Origin of the sequence: Acidovorax soli (assembly GCF_014207955.1) — a bacterium.
GTDB lineage: Bacteria > Pseudomonadota > Gammaproteobacteria > Burkholderiales > Burkholderiaceae_C > Acidovorax > Acidovorax soli_A.
The window spans coordinates 17,850-34,736 of the sequence record NZ_JACHLK010000007.1; the positions used below are offsets into that span (position 1 = coordinate 17,850).

Here is a 16,887-nt window from a genome sequence, read left to right on the forward strand (position 1 = left end):
TGTCCTCCGTATCCACTGCCATGAAACCTGTCTTGCTTGCCTTGTCGTTCCTTGCCGAGGAGCACTGCGCCCAGTTGTCCGAAACTTTCGAGCTGGTCTACGCGCCGGAAGCCGACCAGCACGCTGAGGCCATCGCTCAGCATGGCGCGCGGGTGCGCGTGGTGCTCACCATCGGCTCCATCGGCATCACGCCGGCGCAGATCGATGCACTGCCGGCCGTCACGCTGATCTGCGCCCTGGGCGCGGGCTACGAGAACATCGCGGTGGCCCATGCCAAGGCGCGCGGCATCGTGGTGGCCAATGGCGCGGGCACCAATGACGACTGCGTGGCCGACCATGCCTTCGGCCTGCTGATCGCCGCGGTGCGTGGCATCCCCAAGCTCGACGTGGCCACGCGCCAGGGCGTGTGGCGCACGGCCCTGCCGCTGCCGCCCAACGTCTCGCACAAGCGCATCGGCATCGTCGGCCTGGGCACCATCGGCAAGAAGATCGCCCAGCGCGCGCTGGGCTTCGACCTGCAGGTGGGCTACCACAACCGCAGCGCGCGCAGCGATGTGGCGTACCGCTACTTCGGCGACGTGGCATCACTGGCCACTTGGGCCGACTTCATGGTGGTGGCCACGCCCGGTGGCCCCGGCACCAAGCACCTGGTCAATGCCCAGGTGCTCGACGCCCTGGGCCCGCGCGGTTATGTGGTGAACATCGCGCGTGGCAGCGTGATCGACACCGCCGCGCTGGCCAGTGCCCTGCGCGAGGGGCGCCTCGCGGGCGCGGGCCTGGATGTGTACGAGAGCGAGCCCGCGCCACCCGCGGAACTGCTGGGCCTGGACAGCGTGGTGCTCACACCCCACGTGGGCGGCTGGTCGCCCGAGGCGGTGCAGGCCTCGGTGGACCGCTTTGTCGAGAACGCACGCAGGCACCTCGCGGGCGAAGTGCCGGTCTCGCCGGTGTAAGCAGCGGAGGCTCAGCCCCCCCCGAGCACCTTGTACAAGGTGATGCGGTTGGTCTGCTCGGCCAGCTGCAGGCTGAGCAGGGTCTGCTGTGCCGCGTACAGCGAGCGCTGCGCATCGAGCACCGTGAGGTAGTTGTCGGCACCGGCCTTGAAGCGGGCTTCCGAGAGCGCATAGACGCGCTCCGTCGCCGCGAGCAGCGAGGTCTGTGCGCTGATGCGGTCCGTCAGCGTGGCACGTTCGGCCAGCGCGTCGGCCGCCTCGCGGAACGCGGTCTGGATGACCTTCTCGTACTGCGTGAGCGCGATGCGCTGGTTGGCCTGGGCCACTTCCAGGTTGGCCTGGTTGCGGCCGCCGTCGAAAATGGGCAGGCGGATCTGCGGCACGAAGCTCCACAGCAGGTTGCCGCTGCCGAACAGGCCCGAGAGCTCGTTGCTGGCCGTGCCCACGCTGGCCGTGAGCGAGATGCTGGGGAAGAAGGCGGCGCGCGCCGCACCGATGTTGGCGTAGGTGGCCTGCAGGCTGCGCTCGGCCGCCATCACGTCGGGGCGCGAGAGCAGCACGCTCGAAGGGATCTGCGCGGGCACGGCCAGGAGCTGCAGGGCGCTCTCGCGCAGCATGGGCACGGGGGCGGCGGCCTGCGTGACGCGCTCGCTGCGCCGTTCGTCCGGTACCTGGGCCGCAGCCGGCACCGGGGGCACGGGCTGCACCACGGGCAGCAGGGCCGCCGGCACGGGCGCGCCCACCAGCAGCTGCAGTGCATTGCGGTCGCGCGCCACCTGGCTGGTGAAGGCGGCGACATCGGCGCGCGCGCTGTCCACCGTGGTCTGGTTCTGCGCCAGCACCAGGCCTGAGGTGCCGCCCAGGCGGTGCATGCGCTCGGTCAGGCCGTACGAGGCCTCGCGCGAGCGCAGGGTTTCCCGGGCCAGCTCCAGGCGTGCCTGGTCGGCGGCGAGGTTGAGCCAGGCGCTGGTGACCTCGGCGACCAGGCTCAGCTGCACGCTGCGCTGGCTGTCGGTGGTGCGCAGCACCTCCTGCAGGGCGGCCTCGTTGAGGTTGCGCACCCGGCCGAAGAAGTCGAGCTCGTAGCTCGTGATGCCCAGTTGCACGCTGTACTGCTCGCTGGTCTGCGAGCGCCCGGCCGTGGTCAGATCGGCCGCGGTGCGGGTGCGGTTGGCCTGGGCCGTGCCGCCCACGCCGGGCAGGCGGTCGGCGCGGCTCACGCCGTACTGGGCCTGGGCGCGTTCGATGGCCAGGGCTGCGGAACGCAGATCGCGGTTGTTCTGCAGCGCCAGGGTGATGAGCTCGCGCAGTTGTGCCGACTGCACCACGGCATCCCAGCCCAGCGGGGCATAGGCGGTGCTGTCGCCGGCCACCGTGGCGGCGTTGTCCAGGGCCGTGGGCACAGGCGCTGCAGGCCGGTCGTAGCCCGGGGCCAGGTTGGTGCAGCCCACCAGGATCAGCAGGGCGCACAGAGGAGTCAACAGGGTTCTGGAGCTCATGCCTGGGCCTCCGACACGTCGCCCGCAGTGTGGGTGGGCGCCGTCTTCTTGCGCGAGGTGAACCACGAGCGCACCAGCAGGAAGAACACGGGCACGAAGAACAGGCCCAGGAGGGTGGAGGCCACCATGCCGCCCAGCACGCCCGTGCCGATGGCCTGGCGCCCGCCCGCGCCCGCGCCCGTGCCGATGGCCAGGGGCAGCACGCCGAAGCCGAAGGCCAGCGAGGTCATGAGGATGGGGCGCAGGCGCATGCGCACGGCTTCCACCGTGGCGTCGTACAGGCTCTTGCCCTGCTCCTGCAACTGCACCGCGAACTCCACGATCAGGATGGCGTTCTTGGACGCCAGACCCACGGTGGTGAGCAGCCCCACCTGGAAGTACACGTCATTGGTCATGCCCCGCGTATAGGTCGCCAGCAGGGCGCCGATCACGCCCAGCGGCACGGCCAGCATCACCGAGAAGGGCACGCTCCAGCTCTCGTACAGGGCGGCCAGGCACAGGAACACGAAGAGGATGGAGACCGCATAGAGCAGCGGTGCCTGCGAACCCGAGCGACGCTCCTGCAGCGAGGCGCCGGTCCACTCCAGGCCGATGCCCACGGGCATCTTGGCCATGATGGTTTCGATGGCCGCCATGGCATCGCCCGAGCTCGCGCCGGGCGCGGTGTCGGCCTGCAGCTCCAGCGCCGGACTGCCGTTGTAGCGCATGAGCTGCGGCGGGCCGCTGGTCCAGGAGGTGGTGGCGAAGGTGGAGAAGGGCACCATCTCGCCGTTGCGGTTGCGCACGCTCCACTGGCCGATGTCCTGGGGCAGCATGCGGTAGGGCGCGTCGCCCTGCACGTACACGCGCTTGACGCGGCCCTGGTGCACGAAGTCGTTCACGTAGGTGCCACCCATGGCGCTGGAGAGCACGTTGTTGATGTCCGCCGTGGTCAGCCCCTGGGCCGCGGCCTTGCGGTCATCGATGGTGACCTTGAGCTCCGAGGTGTCGTCGAAGTTGGTGGTACGCACATTGGTCAGCACCGGGTATTCGCGCGACAGCTCGATCAGCTGGTCCTTGGCGGCATTGAGCGCGTTCTGGCCCAGGCCGTTCAGGTCCTTGATCATGAAGTTGATGCCCGAGCTCGACCCCAGGCCGCGCACGGCCGGCGGCAGCAACACGAAGATGCGCGCATCGCGGATCTTGGCCAGGTCGCGCGTGGCCTGCCGGGCAATGGCCTCGGCCGACTGGCTGAACAGCGGGCGTTCGGCCCAGGGCTTGAGCCGGATGAACATGTTGCCCGAGTTCTGGTTGCCGTTGTTGCCCGCGATGGAGTTCACGCGCAGCACCTCGGGCTTGGCCAGGAAGTAGTCCTTCATCTGGTCCAGCACCACGCCCAGGCGCTCGTCGGTGGCGCCCGAGGGCAGGGTGATGGAGGCGGTCACGAAACCCTGGTCTTCATTGGGCAGGAAGGAGGTGGGCAGCTTCTTGAACAGCACGGCGACGCCGACCAGGATCACCAGGTAGATCACCACCACACGCAGGCTGCGCTTGAGCAGGCCGCCCACGGCGCCCTGGTAGCGGTTGGCCGTGCGGTCGAAGCTGCGGTTGAACCAGGCGAAGAAGCGGTCGCTCAGGCCGAGCAGGCCGCGGCGCGGCGCATCGCCATGCGCCGAGTGCTGGCCTTTCTCGATGGGCTTGAGCAGCGTGGCGCACAGCGCGGGCGTGAGCGTGAGGGCCACGAACACCGACAGGGCCATGGCCGAGACGATGGTGATCGAGAACTGGCGGTAGATCACGCCGGTGGAGCCGGTGAAGAAGGCCATGGGGATGAACACGGCCGACAGCGTGAGGCCGATGCCCACGAGTGCGGGCGTGATCTCCTTCATCGACTTGCGCGTGGCCTCCTTGGGCGGCAGGCCCTCCTCGCTCATCACGCGCTCCACGTTTTCCACCACCACGATGGCGTCGTCCACCAGCAGGCCGATGGCCAGCACCATGGCGAACATGGTCAGCATGTTGATCGAGTAGCCCAGCGCCGAGAGCACGCCGAAGGTGCCCAGCAGCACCACGGGCACGGCGATCGCGGGGATCATCGTGGCGCGGAAGTTCTGCAAAAAGATGAACATCACGATCACCACCAGGACCATGGCCTCGGCCAGGGTCTTGACCACTTCCTCGATGGAGGCGCGCACGAAGGGCGTGGAATCGGAGCTGACGACGCCGTTGATGCCGTCGGGGAAGAAGGGCTCGAGCTCCTTCATCTTGCGCGCCACGGCGTCGGCCACCTCCATGGCATTGGCGCCATCGGCCAGCACGATGCCGATGCCGGCACCGGGCTGTCCGTTCAGGCGCGACTTGACCGTGAGGTTGTCGGCCTCCAGGCCGACCCGGGCCACGTCGCCCATGGTGACCAGTGAACCGTCGGTGCCGGACTTGAGCACAATGCCCTCGAACTCGGGCACCGTCTGCAGCTTGGTGCGCGCGGTGATGGTGGCGTTGAGCATCTGCCCTGCGGGCGCGGGCTGCTGGCCGAGCTGGCCCGCAGAGACCTGCACGTTCTGGGCGTTGAGCGCGGCGATCAGATCCGACGGCATGAGCGCGAACTTCTCCATCTTCGCCGGGTCCATCCAGATGCGCATGGCGTAGGAGGTTCCGAACACCGTCACGTCACCCACACCGTCGAGGCGGGCGATCACGTCCACCACGTTGCTGGTGATGTAGTCGCCGATGGCAACCTGGGTCACCGTGGGGTCGGGCGAGGTGAACACATAGGTCACCAGGAAATCCTGGCCGCCCTTGTTCACGAACACACCGCGGCTCTTGACGGCCTCGGGCAGGCGGTTCATGGCCGCCTGCAGCTTGTTCTGCACCTGCACCTGCGCCACGTCGATGTTGGCGCCGGGCGCAAAGGTCAGCGTGGTGCGCGAGCGGCCTGCGGAGTCGCTGGTCGAGCCCATGTAGAGCAGGTTGTCGATGCCCTTGAGCTGCTGCTCGATCACCTGGGTGACCGAGTTGTCCACCGTGCCGGACGACGCGCCCGTGTAGGTGGTGTTGATGGTCACGCGCGGCGGTGCGATCTCGGGGTACTGCTCCAGCGGTAGCGTGAAGATGGACATCGCCCCCGCCAGCATGATGACGATGGACAGCACCCAGGCGAAGACCGGGCGGTTGATGAAGAACTGGGCCATGGATCAGCGGTGTTGGGGTCGCAGGTCGGATGGGAGCGGGGCGCTGGCCAGCCTCAGGAGCTGGCTGCGGCGGACGAGGCGGGCGCAGCGCCCGCCGGTGCCGCCTTGTCGCGCGGCTGGACCACCAGGGGCTTGACCGTCTGGCCCACGCGGGCCTTCTGGAAGCCGTCCACCATGACCTTCTCGCCGGCCTTCACACCCGAGATCACGAGCCAGCGGTTGCCCACCGCCTGGCCGAGTTCCACCGGGCGCTTGGTGAGCTTGTTGTCCTCGCCGACCACCTGCACGCTGGGCTCGCCTGCCGGGTTGCGCACCACGGCCTCCTGGGGCAGCAGCAGCGCCTGGGGCGCCACGCTGGTGGCCAGCTGGGCACGCACATACATGCCGGGCATGAGGACATGCTCGGGGTTGGGGAAGGTCGCGCGCAGCGTGATGGCGCCCGAGGTCGGGTTCACGGCCGTGCCGGTGAACTGCAGGCTGCCTTCCACCGGGTAGGTCGAGCCGTCTTCGAGCACGAGGCGCACCTTGGCCTGCTGGGTGCCCACACGTGTGAACTTGCCTTCCTGCCACTGCCGGCGCAATTGCAGCAGCTCGGCGCTGGACTGGGTGATGTCCACCTGGATCGGGTCGAGCTGCTGGATGGTGGCCAGCGCGTTGGCCTGGTTGGCCGTGACCAGGGCACCGGCCGTGACGGCCGACAGCCCGATGCGCCCCGAGATGGGCGCCAGGATCCGGGTGTAGCGCACGTTGATGCGCGCGGTGTCCAGGGCCGCCTGCGCCACGCCCACGTCGGCTTGGGTCTGCTGCACGGCCGCCTGGCTTTCGTCGAAGACCTGGCGGCTGATGGCGTCGATCTCGACCAGTTCCGCATTGCGCTTGGCATTGACCTGGGCCGTGCGCGCCGTGGCCTGGGCCTTGGCCAGGGCCGCCTGGGCGCTGGCCTGGGCGGCTTCGTAGGTGGCGGGGTCCACCTGGTACAGGGGCTGGCCGGCCTGGACCAGTGCGCCTTCGGTGAACAGGCGCTTCTGGACGATGCCGTTGACCTGCGGGCGGATGTCGGCGTTCTGGAAGGCCGCGGTGCGGCCCGGCAGCTCCGTGCTCAGGGTCTGGCTCTCGGTGGCCAGCACCACCACGCCCACCGTCGGTTCCCCCGCGGGCTTGTTGCCGGCACCGGCCTGGGCCGGCTGGTCCTTGCCGGAGCAGGCCACCAGGCTGCCAAGGCACAGGGCCGCCATGCAGGTGCGCACCCAGGCCGGATGCAGCCGGGCGGTAAGGGCGGGGCGGGCAGGGGACGAGGCCAGCGTCAGCGAGCCCGTGGCAGCCGGGCGGCCGGCATTCAGAAGGAACGGCATGGGGGACGGTGAGTCAGAGTTGCAGGCATTGTGGGGGCCATATGTGTACGCACGATAAAGTTGGCAAAGCCAAAGTCCGTTGCCGGGCTTTTTTCTGACGGATGCGCGTGCGGCCCTCCTGCGGCGGCACTTGCAAGCATCGGGCCAGCCAGGCGCCCACGAAAAAGGCGCCCCCCCGGTCAGGGGAGGCGCCTTGGCGATGGTGTCGGCAGCGCTTATCGGCTGCCGGTATGTGCTTATGCGTTCATTGCTTGCGCGCGGCGATCGCCTTTTCGGCCTGGTTCACGAGGTCGGCACCGATCTGGCCCTTCCACTTGTCGAACACGGGGCGCGTGGCCTTCACGAAGGCCTCGCGCTCGGCGGGGGTCAGTTGGGTCACGGTCACGCCATTGGCGGCGATGTCCTTGAGCAGGGGCTTGTCCGCCTCGACCATGCCCTTGCGTGCGATGGCGATCTCTTCCTTGCCGGCGTCGATGGCCGCCTGCTTGACGATCTCGCGGTCGGCTGGGGTCCAGGAGTTCCAGATGTCCTTGTTCACCACGAAGATCAGCGGGTCGTTGATGTAGCCCCACATGGTCACGTGCTTTTGCGCCACGGTGTGCAGCTTGGCCGCCATGTAGACGGCGATGGGGTTTTCCTGGCCGTCCACGGCGCCGCTGGCCATGGCGGGCTGGGCGTCGGCCCAGCTCATCTGCGTGGGGTTGGCGCCCAGCGCGGTGAATGTATCGAGGAACAGCGGCGAGCCCACCACGCGGATCTTCAGGCCCTTGAGGTCTTCGGGGCTCTTGATCGCCTTCTTGGAGTTGGAGATCTCGCGGTAGCCGTTTTCGCCCCAGGCCAGCGGCACCACGCCGGCCTTGTCCAGCGTGGCGAAGATGCTCTTGCCGACTTCGCCCTGGGTCAGGGCGTCCACGGCGGCGTAGTCGGGCATCAGAAAGGGCAGCGAGAACAGGTTGAGCTGCTTGACCTGGGGCGACCAGTTGATGGTCGAGCCCACGGCCATGTCGATCACGCCCTGGCGCAGCGCCGAGAACTCGCGCGTCTGGTCGCCCTGGATCAGCGAGACGCCGGGGTAGAGCTTGATGTTGATGCGGCCCTGCGTGCGCTCGCGCACCTTGTTGGCCCACAGCTCGCCGCCCTTGCCCCAGGGGAAGGCCGTGCCCAGCACCAGCGACATGCGGTATTCGCTCTTGTAGGCGGTCTGGGCGATGGCGGCGGGGGCGGTGAAGGCCAGGGCCGCGGCGGCGGCCACGGCGGAGGTCAGGAAGGTGCGCAGTTTCATGGTTTCAGTCTCCTTGGGATCGTTGTCGGTACTACGGTAGGGGCGGATTCGGTCGGGCTCAGTAGCCGAGCCGCGCTGGCAGCCACAGCGCCAGCGGCGGGAAGGCGATCACCAGCACCATCACGAGGAACATGGCGAACAGCATCCAGCCGACCCAGCGCACGGTCGACTCCATGCGCACGCCGGCGATGCGGCACGAGACCATGAGGTTCACGGCCAGCGGCGGGGTGAACTGGCCCAATGCCACCTTGAGCGTGAGGATCACGCCGAACCAGACGGGGTCCCACTGGTAGTGCTGCATGATGGGCAGGAGCAGGGGCACGAAGATCAGGAAGATGGAGATCCCGTCGAGGAACATGCCCACGGTGATGAGCATCACGATCAGCAGCGCCAGCACGCCGTACTCGCCCAGGCCCGAATTCACGATGGACTTGGCCACCGGGTCGATCACGCCCAGGGTGGACAGCGAATACGCAAAGATGCCCGCGAGCGAGACCACGATGAGGATCACCGCCGACAGCTCGCCCGATTCGCGCAGGATGGGGAACAGGTCGCGCACCTTGATCGTGCGGTGGATCACCATGCCCACGAACAGGCCGTAGAACACGGCCACCACGGCGGCCTCGGTCGGCGTGAACCAGCCAGCGCGCATGCCGCCCAGGATCAGCACCGGCGCGGCCAGGCCCCACAGGGCTTCGCGCAGGCTCTTCCAGAAGGGCGGGCGGGGCATCTCGGCTTCCAGCGCGCCCATCTTGTGCCTGCGCGCCATCCACACGGCGGGCACGATCAGCGCGATGCCGGCCAGGATGCCGGGCACCATGCCCGCGGCGAACAGGGCCGGCACCGAAGCGCCCGGCACCAGCACCGAGTAGATGATGAAGGCGACCGACGGCGGGATCAGGATGTCGGTGGCCGCAGCCGCCCCGACCACGCTGGCCGAGAACGAGGGTGGGTAGCCTGCGCGCGACATGGCCGCGATCATCACGCCGCCCACGGCGGCCGCGTTGGCCGGGCCCGAGCCCGAAATGCCGCCCAGGAACATGGCCACGGCAATCGCCACCAGCGGCAGCATGCCCGGGCCGCGCCCGACCATGGCCACGGCAAAATTCACCAGGCGCAGGGCCACGCCCGAGCGATCGAAGATGGAGCCCACCAGCACGAACATCGGGATCGCCAGCAGCGGGTACTTGCCCAGGCCGGCGTAGAAGTTCTGTGGCACGGCGAGCAGGCCGAACCACTGGCTGTCGGCATTGGCCAGGGCGATGGCGGCTGCACCAGCCAGGCCCAGCGCCGCGCCAATGGGCACGCCCACGAACATCAGGCCCAAAAAGGCGACGAACAGCAGCGTAGCGATCATGGCTGGGCGTCCCCGGCAGAGTCTTCGGACGCAGGCGTTTCGCGGCTGCGGCGTATGAGCAGGCCCACGGCCCGCGCCGCGATCAGCGCTGAAATGATGGGCAGCCAGATGGAATACCACCACTGTGGCACGCCGATGCCGGGCGAGGTCTCGCCAAAGCGGTAGTCGTCCCAGACCACGCGCACGCTGAGCACGGCGATCAGCCCGAACAGCAGGGCCACGGCCACGGCGCCCAGCTGCGCCAGGCGCTTGCGGCGGGCGGCCGAGCCGCCCTCGGCAAAGTATTCGATGCGGATGTGCTGGTCGCGTGCCACGGCGGCCGAGCCCGCCACCAGGGCCAGCACGATCATCAGGAAGACGGAGATCTCTTCCGTCCAGGCAAAGGAAGAGCTGGTGAAGTAGCGCACCAGCACGTTGGCAAAGGTGATCAGCGCGAGCGCCGCCATCACGATGACGGTGAGCCAGTCCTCGATGCGCAGGGAGCGGGGTTCGTCGGAGTCAGGGGCGGCGACGGACACGGAGGCGTCGGTCACCGGCCCTTGGGGAGGGGTGGAGGACATCGGGGCGGCGGTACAGGAGAACAAACAGGACGGGGCCGGTCGCTCTGCCCGCCGGTGTTGTGCACCTGGGGCCGTGACGCGGGAGCGCGCTGTGGACGCAACTTTCCCTATTATGCGGTGCGTTGCTATGTGTGCACACCAATGGTGCGCTATGGATAAACCCTTGTACAGGCTTTCCATGACAGGCCGGCACGCCCCGGGGCCCGCGCCGATAATGCCGTGATGGAAACCAAGTGGCTTGAAGATTTCGTCAGTCTTGCGGAAACGCGCAGCTTCAGCCGGTCTGCCCAGTTGCGGCATGTGACGCAGCCCGCCTTTTCGCGGCGCATCCAGGCCCTGGAGGCCTGGGCTGGCACCGATCTGGTGGACCGCAGCTCCTATCCCACACGCCTCACGCCGGCCGGCAAGACCTTGTACGACCAGGCGCTGGAGATGCTGCAATCGCTGCAGAACACCCGGGCCATGCTGCGCGCGCACACCAGTGCGGGCAAGGACATGATCGAGTTCGCCGTGCCGCACACGCTGGCCTTCACCTTCTTCCCGGCCTGGGTGTCGAGCCTGCACGACCGGTTCGGCCCCTTCAAGAGCCGGCTGATCGCCCTGAACGTGCACGACGCCGTGATGCGCCTGGTGGAGGGCGGCTGTGACCTGCTGATCGCCTACCACCACCCCTCGCAGCCCTTCCAGCTCGACGCCGACCGCTACGAGATGGTGAGCCTGGGCCAGGAAGTGCTGTCCCCGTACTCCAAGGCCGATGCCGACGGCCAGCCTCTGTTCCGGCTGCCCGGGCGCGCGGGCCAGCCGCTGCCCTACCTGGGCTATGCGCCCGGTGCCTACCTGGGGCGGGTGACGGAGCTGATCCTCAAGGAGTCGGGCACGCCCATCCACCTGGACCGGGTCTACGAGACCGACATGGCCGAAGGCCTCAAGGCCATGGCCCTCGAAGGGCATGGCGTGGCCTTTTTGCCCCACAGTGCGGTCAAGAAGGAACTGCGCACGCGCAGGCTGGTCAGCGCCGCGCCGCCGGACACCGAAGGCCTGCAGATGACCATGGATGTGCGCGCCTACCGCGAAAAGCCCTCTGGCAAGGAGGCGCCCAAGGGCACGGCCCAGGCGCTGTGGTCGTACCTGCAGGCCCAGGCAGGCTGACTTCCTCCATGCCTAGGGTAAATACGGATATAAACAGTTTGCATAGTTGCCCGCGCAAACGGCATTGGAGTTTCATGGTAACGACACGTACAGTCGCCTCCATTGCTGGATCAGCGATGGCGATGTAGTCTCTTTGGGGCCTGGGTGGCACGAAGATTGCAGATCTGATTCCACTTCCTATTTACCGAGACACCGCATGAAAGTTCAGCATTGGGGATTGGCGTGGGGCCTGGCGGCCTTGTGCTGCGCGTCCGCGGCGTCTGCGCAAGGGGTGCTCGAACGCGTGAGCGCGGGCGGCAAGCTGGTGATCGCGCACCGCGAGTCGTCTGTGCCGTTTTCCTACATCGACTCCAAGAGCGGCAAGCCGGTTGGCTACGCCGTCGACCTGTGCCTGCGCCTGGCCGAGGTGGTGAGGAAGAAGACCGGCAAGAAGGACATGCCGGTCGAGTTCCTGGCCGTCACGCCGGCCAACCGCATCGCCATGATCGAGCAGGGCAAGGCCGACATGGAGTGCGGCTCCACCACCAACAATGCCGAACGGCGCCAGAAGGTGGCCTTCACGGTGCCGCATTTCATCACCGGGGCCCGCCTGCTCGTGAAATCGGGCAGCCCCATCGACAAGGTGGAAGACCTCAACGGCAAGAAACTGGTGTCCACCAAGGGCACGACGCCCTTGAAGGCGGCCGACCAGGCCAACCGCGAGCGCCTGATGGGCATCACCATCCTGGAAGCCCCGGACCATGCCAAGGCCGTGGAAATGGTGGAAAAGGGCGAGGCCGATGCCTTCGTGATGGACGACGTGCTGCTGTACGGCCTGGCGGCCGGGCGGCCCAACCCCGGCGCGCTCAAGGTCGTGGGCCGGTTCATGACCACCGAGCCCCTGGCCATCATGCTGCCCAAGAACGACCCCGAATTCAAGAAACTGGTGGACGAGGAGATGCGCCGCCTGGTCAATACCCGGGAAATCTATCCCATATATGAGAAATGGTTTGCCAAACCGATTCCCCCCAACAATACGACGCTGAACCTTCCGGTCAGCTATCTGTTGCGGGACTTCTGGAAATACCCTACCGACCAGGTCCCGTTCTGACTAATATCGCTGGTCGCGTGGTTCCTTTTTTTGGTTTTTTGCCCGCCGGTACGTCCTGGCCGGGTAAATCTCTAAAATCCCCCCCTTTTTTCGCTTCACACACAAGGAGATCCCAATGAAGAAGCATTTGCTCGCGGTTGCCGTGACCGCTCTGGCTGCAGGCAGCGCATTCGCCCAAGCCAACGACACCCTGGCCAAAATCAAGGCCTCGGGCAGCGTGACGCTGGGTGTTCGTGAGTCTTCGGGTCTTTCCTACACGGTGGGCAACGGCAAGTACGTCGGTTTCCACACCGAAATGGGCGAAATCATCCTGGCCGACATCCAGAAGCAACTGGGCCTGGCCAAGCTGGAAACCAAGTACCAGCCCGTGACCTCGCAAAACCGCATCCCCCTGGTGACCAATGGCACCGTGGACCTGGAGTGCGGCTCCACCACGAACAACGCCGCGCGCCAGAAGGACGTGGCCTTTGCCGTGACCACCTACGTGGAAGAAGTGCGCACCGTGGTGAAGGCCAACTCGGGCATCACCTCGATCAAGGACCTGAACGGCAAGACCGTGGCCACGACCACGGGCACCACCTCGGTGCAGACCCTGCGCAAGCACGAGCGTGCTGGCGGCATCGACTTCAAGGAAGTCTTCGGCAAGGACCACGCCGACAGCTTCCTGATGCTGGAAACCGGCCGTGCCGACGCCTTCGTGATGGATGGCTCCATCCTGGCGGCCAACGTCTCCAAGTCCAAGAACCCGGCCGACTACAAGATCGTCGGCGAAGTGCTGTCGGTGGAACCCATCGCCTGCATGCTGCGCAAGGATGACGCCGCCTTCAAGAAGGCCGTGGACGACAGCATCAAGCGCCAGATCGCCGACGGCTCGCTGGCCAAGCTGTACGACAAGTGGTTCATGCAACCCGTGCCTCCGACCAACACCAAGATCGGCCTGCCCATGTCCGACGCCACCAAGGCTGCCTGGGCTGCTCCGAACGACAAGCCGATGGAAGACTACGCCAAGAAGTAATCTTCGGGATGCTTGCGCCCCTTCGGCCACCATGGTTTGAAGGGGCTTTTTTGTTGGGTCCGCAAAGGATTGCGCCCAATGCAATACCAAGACAAATAAAGGGGTGATCCTATGAGTTGGGATTGGCAGGTGTTCTGCCAGGACACCATGGACAGGGAAGTCGTGCAAAGCTGCTTTGGCAAAGGCGGCGACATCACGTACCTGGACTGGATGCTGTCGGCCTGGGGCTGGACGGTGTCTGTTTCGTTGCTGGCCTTGCTGCTGGCGCTGGTGCTGGGCTCCATCATCGGTACGCTGCGTACCCTGCAGGGCCGGCCGATGATCGTGCGCCTGGGCAATGCCTGGGTCGAACTGTTCCGCAACATTCCGTTGCTGGTGCAGATTTTCCTGTGGTACCACGTCATACCCAGCCTGTTCCCGGTCCTGAAGGGCGTTCCCGGCTTCGCGCTGGTGGTGCTGGCGCTGGGCTTCTTCACGTCGGCGCGCATTGCCGAGCAGGTGCGTTCGGGCATCAACACCCTGCCCCGTGGCCAGCGCTATGCGGGCATGGCCGTGGGTTTCACCACGTTCCAGACCTACCGCTATGTGCTGCTGCCCATGGCCTTTCGCATCATCATCCCGCCGCTGACCAGCGAGACGATGAACATCTTCAAGAACTCCTCCGTCGCGTTCGCCGTGTCGGTGGCCGAGCTCACGATGTTCGCCATGCAGGCGCAGGAAGAAACCTCGCGCGGCATCGAGGTCTACCTGGCGGTGACGGCGCTGTACATCGTCTCGGCATTTGCCATCAACCGCATCATGGCGTTCATCGAGAAGCGCGCCCGCATTCCGGGAATGGTCGTTGCCAGCGGCGGCGGGGGGCACTGACAAATGATGAATCTCGACTTTGGTTTTTACAACTGGGACCTGATCTCCAGTTTCGTGCTCAAGGGGCTGTACTTCAGCCTGATCCTCACGGCGGTCGCCACGGTCGGCGGCGTGTTCTTCGGCACCCTGCTGGCGCTGATGCGCCTGTCGGGCAAGAAGTGGCTGGACCTGCCTGCCACCATCTACGTCAACGGCATGCGCAGCATTCCGCTGGTGATGGTGATCCTGTGGTTCTTCCTGCTGGTGCCGGCCATCATCGGCCGCCCCATCGGTGCGGAAGTCTCGGCCGTGATCACCTTCATCGCCTTCGAGGCGGCCTACTTCAGCGAGATCATGCGCGCCGGCATCCAGTCGATTCCGCGCGGCCAGGTCCATGCCGGCCAGGCGCTCGGGATGACCTATGGCCAGAACATGAAGCTGGTGGTGTTGCCCCAGGCGTTCCGCAACATGCTGCCGGTGCTGCTCACGCAGACCATCATCCTGTTCCAGGACACCTCGCTGGTCTACGCCATCGGTGCCTATGACATGCTCAAGGGCTTCGAGGTGGCGGGCAAGAACTTCGGCCGCCCGATTGAAGCCTACCTGGCCGCGGCCGTCCTGTACTTTGTGATGTGCTATGCGCTGTCCTGGATGGTCAAACGCCTGCACCAGAAGATCGCGATCATTCGCTGATGCAAAAGAGATTGGATTGAGGAACAAGAAATGATCGAACTCAAGAACGTATCCAAGTGGTATGGCCCCGTGCAGGTGCTCAACGAGTGCTCGGCGACCATCAACAAGGGTGAAGTGGTGGTGGTGTGCGGGCCTTCGGGCTCGGGCAAGTCCACACTGATCAAGACCATCAACGCGCTCGAGCCCTTCCAGAAGGGCGAGATCACGGTCGACGGCGTGAAGCTGCACGACCCCAGCACCAACCTGCCCAAGCTGCGCAGCCGCGTGGGCATGGTGTTCCAGCACTTCGAGCTGTTTCCCCACCTGTCGGTGACGGACAACCTGACCATCGCCCAGATCAAGGTGCTGGGCCGCACCCCCGACGATGCCAAGAAGCGCGGCCTGAAGATGCTCGAGCGCGTGGGCCTGATCGCCCACAAGGACAAGTTCCCGGGCCAGCTCTCGGGTGGCCAGCAGCAGCGCGTGGCCATTGCCCGTGCGCTGAGCATGGACCCCATCGTGATGCTGTTCGACGAGCCCACGTCGGCGCTTGACCCCGAGATGGTGGGCGAAGTGCTGGACGTGATGGTGGGCCTGGCCAACGAAGGCATGACCATGATGTGCGTGACCCACGAAATGGGCTTTGCCCGCAAGGTGAGCAACCGCGTGATCTTCATGGACGTGGGCGGCAAGATCCTGGAGGACTGCTCCAAGGACGACTTCTTCAACCACCCCGAAGCGCGCCAGCCGCGCACCAAGGACTTCCTCAACAAGATCCTGCAGCACTGAACGGTTGCGGGGCACGGCGCTCCTGGCGGGGCGCAGTGTGCAGGAAGTCACACAAGGCGCCTCCGGGCGCCTTTTTTTGTGCCAGGCCGGTAGGTGTGCCGTGCTACGTTTGTCGCTTGTTCCACTTCCGAGCTGTGCCATGCGTTCTGCGAACCCCACGCCCCAGCTTCATCGGCTGTCTCTCGGGGCGGGGCTGCTGCTTGCGTTGTTGCCAGGCTGGGCCGCAGCCCAGGCCGGCAAGGTCTCGCAGGCCACCGTGCCGCCCTCGGCGTGCGAACGCCTGGTCCAGGTGGCCCAGGCGCTCGCACTCGCCGGCCCGGGTACCACAGGCCGCTACCACTGCGAAACCCAGCAGCGCACCCGCACCGGGCAGGCGCTGGCACTGCGCTACCGTGGGCCGGAGGTGGCGGACGGCAGCAGCAACCTGGTGGGCTACTACGAGGTGGACCGCGGCACGCAGTCTGTGCATGCCTGGGACCTGGCGACCGGCAAGCGGGCCCCTGGTGCCTTGGCCGATGGCGCTTTGCCACCGCCCACGGTGATGGCCTGCGGCCTGGCCTTCGAGCTGCCGGTGCATTACCGCATTACCCGTCCCCAGCGCAGCGAGAGCGAGGGTAGGACGGTTTGCGCCTTCAATGTGGTGGCGGCGAAAAGCAAACCCATGCAGCTCGACTGCAAGGGCGAGCGCGAGGGCGGGTCACCACCCTACAACGTCTGCGACTGGGCCATCGGTTCGGACGCCGACAAGACCACGGTCCGGGTGGCGCACACCCGCATGGACCGGGATCGGTGGGGCATCGATCCTTTCGTGTACGACAACGGAGCCTGGCGCCTGCCCAACGCCTACGCGGATGCTGCTCCCGCTGAGCGCATCGACTTCTTTGGCCGCCCTGCCTACCAGGGGGCGGTGGTTTCGCGCCTGGTGTGGTACCGCACCCGCACCAAGACCTACGATGCCATTTACGCGGGAGCGGGAGACGCCAGGGCCTTGTTGGTGCAACTCACCCCCGAGGTGGCCGTGGCGCTGGTGAGTCCGCCCGCCGACGATCCCGCCGCGGGCGAGGTGGAGTGCCGGATCTTCTGTGGCAGCCTGCGCGTCGCAGGACGCCCCGATACTGCGCGCTGATGCCAACGTGCCCCTTGCCTGCCGTAC

At 66.6% G+C, this 16,887-nt stretch carries 14 protein-coding genes; 8 read left to right on the top strand and 6 right to left on the bottom strand.

Annotated features, from left to right (window positions below):
- Window positions 1-20 precede the first annotated feature (20 nt).
- Entirely contained in the window at window positions 21-953 is a 933-nt protein-coding gene (locus HNP48_RS17670; RefSeq protein ID WP_184859365.1) for a 2-hydroxyacid dehydrogenase, read from the top strand.
- An 11-nt stretch (window positions 954-964) separates the two neighbouring features.
- On the opposite strand, the gene HNP48_RS17675 is transcribed toward HNP48_RS17670, so the two are convergent.
- The 6 genes from HNP48_RS17675 to HNP48_RS17700 form a co-directional block, all read right to left on the bottom strand.
- Window positions 965-2,452: a TolC family protein gene (locus tag HNP48_RS17675; RefSeq protein ID WP_184859367.1), complete on the bottom strand. Its 1,488-nt coding sequence runs from the start codon at window positions 2,450-2,452 to the stop codon at window positions 965-967.
- Entirely contained in the window at window positions 2,449-5,622 is a 3,174-nt protein-coding gene (locus HNP48_RS17680; protein ID WP_184859369.1) for an efflux RND transporter permease subunit, read from the bottom strand. Before HNP48_RS17680 ends, HNP48_RS17675 begins: the two co-directional genes overlap by 4 nt.
- A gap of 53 nt (window positions 5,623-5,675) precedes the next feature.
- On the bottom strand, window positions 5,676-6,974 hold the full coding sequence (locus HNP48_RS17685) for an efflux RND transporter periplasmic adaptor subunit (RefSeq protein ID WP_260420276.1): 1,299 nt from the start codon (window positions 6,972-6,974) through the stop codon (window positions 5,676-5,678).
- Between the two features lie 244 nt (window positions 6,975-7,218).
- On the bottom strand, window positions 7,219-8,256 hold the full coding sequence (locus HNP48_RS17690; RefSeq protein ID WP_184859371.1) for a DctP family TRAP transporter solute-binding subunit: 1,038 nt from the start codon (window positions 8,254-8,256) through the stop codon (window positions 7,219-7,221).
- 58 nt (window positions 8,257-8,314) lie between these two features.
- Entirely contained in the window at window positions 8,315-9,613 is a 1,299-nt protein-coding gene (locus HNP48_RS17695) for a TRAP transporter large permease (RefSeq protein ID WP_184859373.1), read from the bottom strand.
- Window positions 9,610-10,173 (bottom strand): TRAP transporter small permease, encoded by a 564-nt coding sequence (locus tag HNP48_RS17700; protein ID WP_184859374.1) that lies wholly within the window; start codon window positions 10,171-10,173, stop codon window positions 9,610-9,612. Before HNP48_RS17700 ends, HNP48_RS17695 begins: the two co-directional genes overlap by 4 nt.
- 222 nt (window positions 10,174-10,395) lie before the next feature.
- Here HNP48_RS17700 and HNP48_RS17705 point away from each other — a divergent pair, with 222 nt between their 5' ends.
- The 7 genes from HNP48_RS17705 (at window position 10,396) to HNP48_RS17735 (ending at window position 16,860) form a co-directional block, all read left to right on the top strand.
- Window positions 10,396-11,322, top strand: coding sequence for a LysR family transcriptional regulator (locus HNP48_RS17705; RefSeq protein ID WP_184859376.1), 927 nt, complete (start codon window positions 10,396-10,398; stop codon window positions 11,320-11,322).
- 196 nt (window positions 11,323-11,518) lie between these two features.
- Window positions 11,519-12,412 carry an amino acid ABC transporter substrate-binding protein gene (locus HNP48_RS17710; protein WP_184859377.1) on the top strand — a complete coding sequence of 298 codons (894 nt, stop codon included), beginning with the start codon at window positions 11,519-11,521 and terminating at the stop codon, window positions 12,410-12,412.
- Window positions 12,413-12,527: 115 nt separating this feature from the next.
- Entirely contained in the window at window positions 12,528-13,427 is a 900-nt protein-coding gene (locus HNP48_RS17715) for an amino acid ABC transporter substrate-binding protein (RefSeq protein ID WP_184859379.1), read from the top strand.
- 111 nt (window positions 13,428-13,538) lie between these two features.
- The gene (locus HNP48_RS17720; RefSeq protein WP_184859381.1) at window positions 13,539-14,294 is read left to right on the top strand and encodes an amino acid ABC transporter permease; all 756 of its coding nucleotides are present in this window, start codon (window positions 13,539-13,541) and stop codon (window positions 14,292-14,294) included.
- Window positions 14,295-14,297: 3 nt separating this feature from the next.
- Window positions 14,298-14,966 (top strand): amino acid ABC transporter permease, encoded by a 669-nt coding sequence (locus HNP48_RS17725; RefSeq protein ID WP_184859383.1) that lies wholly within the window; start codon window positions 14,298-14,300, stop codon window positions 14,964-14,966.
- A 30-nt stretch (window positions 14,967-14,996) separates the two neighbouring features.
- Window positions 14,997-15,734, top strand: coding sequence for an amino acid ABC transporter ATP-binding protein (locus HNP48_RS17730; protein ID WP_184859386.1), 738 nt, complete (start codon window positions 14,997-14,999; stop codon window positions 15,732-15,734).
- A gap of 139 nt (window positions 15,735-15,873) precedes the next feature.
- Entirely contained in the window at window positions 15,874-16,860 is a 987-nt protein-coding gene (locus HNP48_RS17735) for a hypothetical protein (RefSeq protein WP_184859388.1), read from the top strand.
- Window positions 16,861-16,887: the final 27 nt, after the last annotated feature.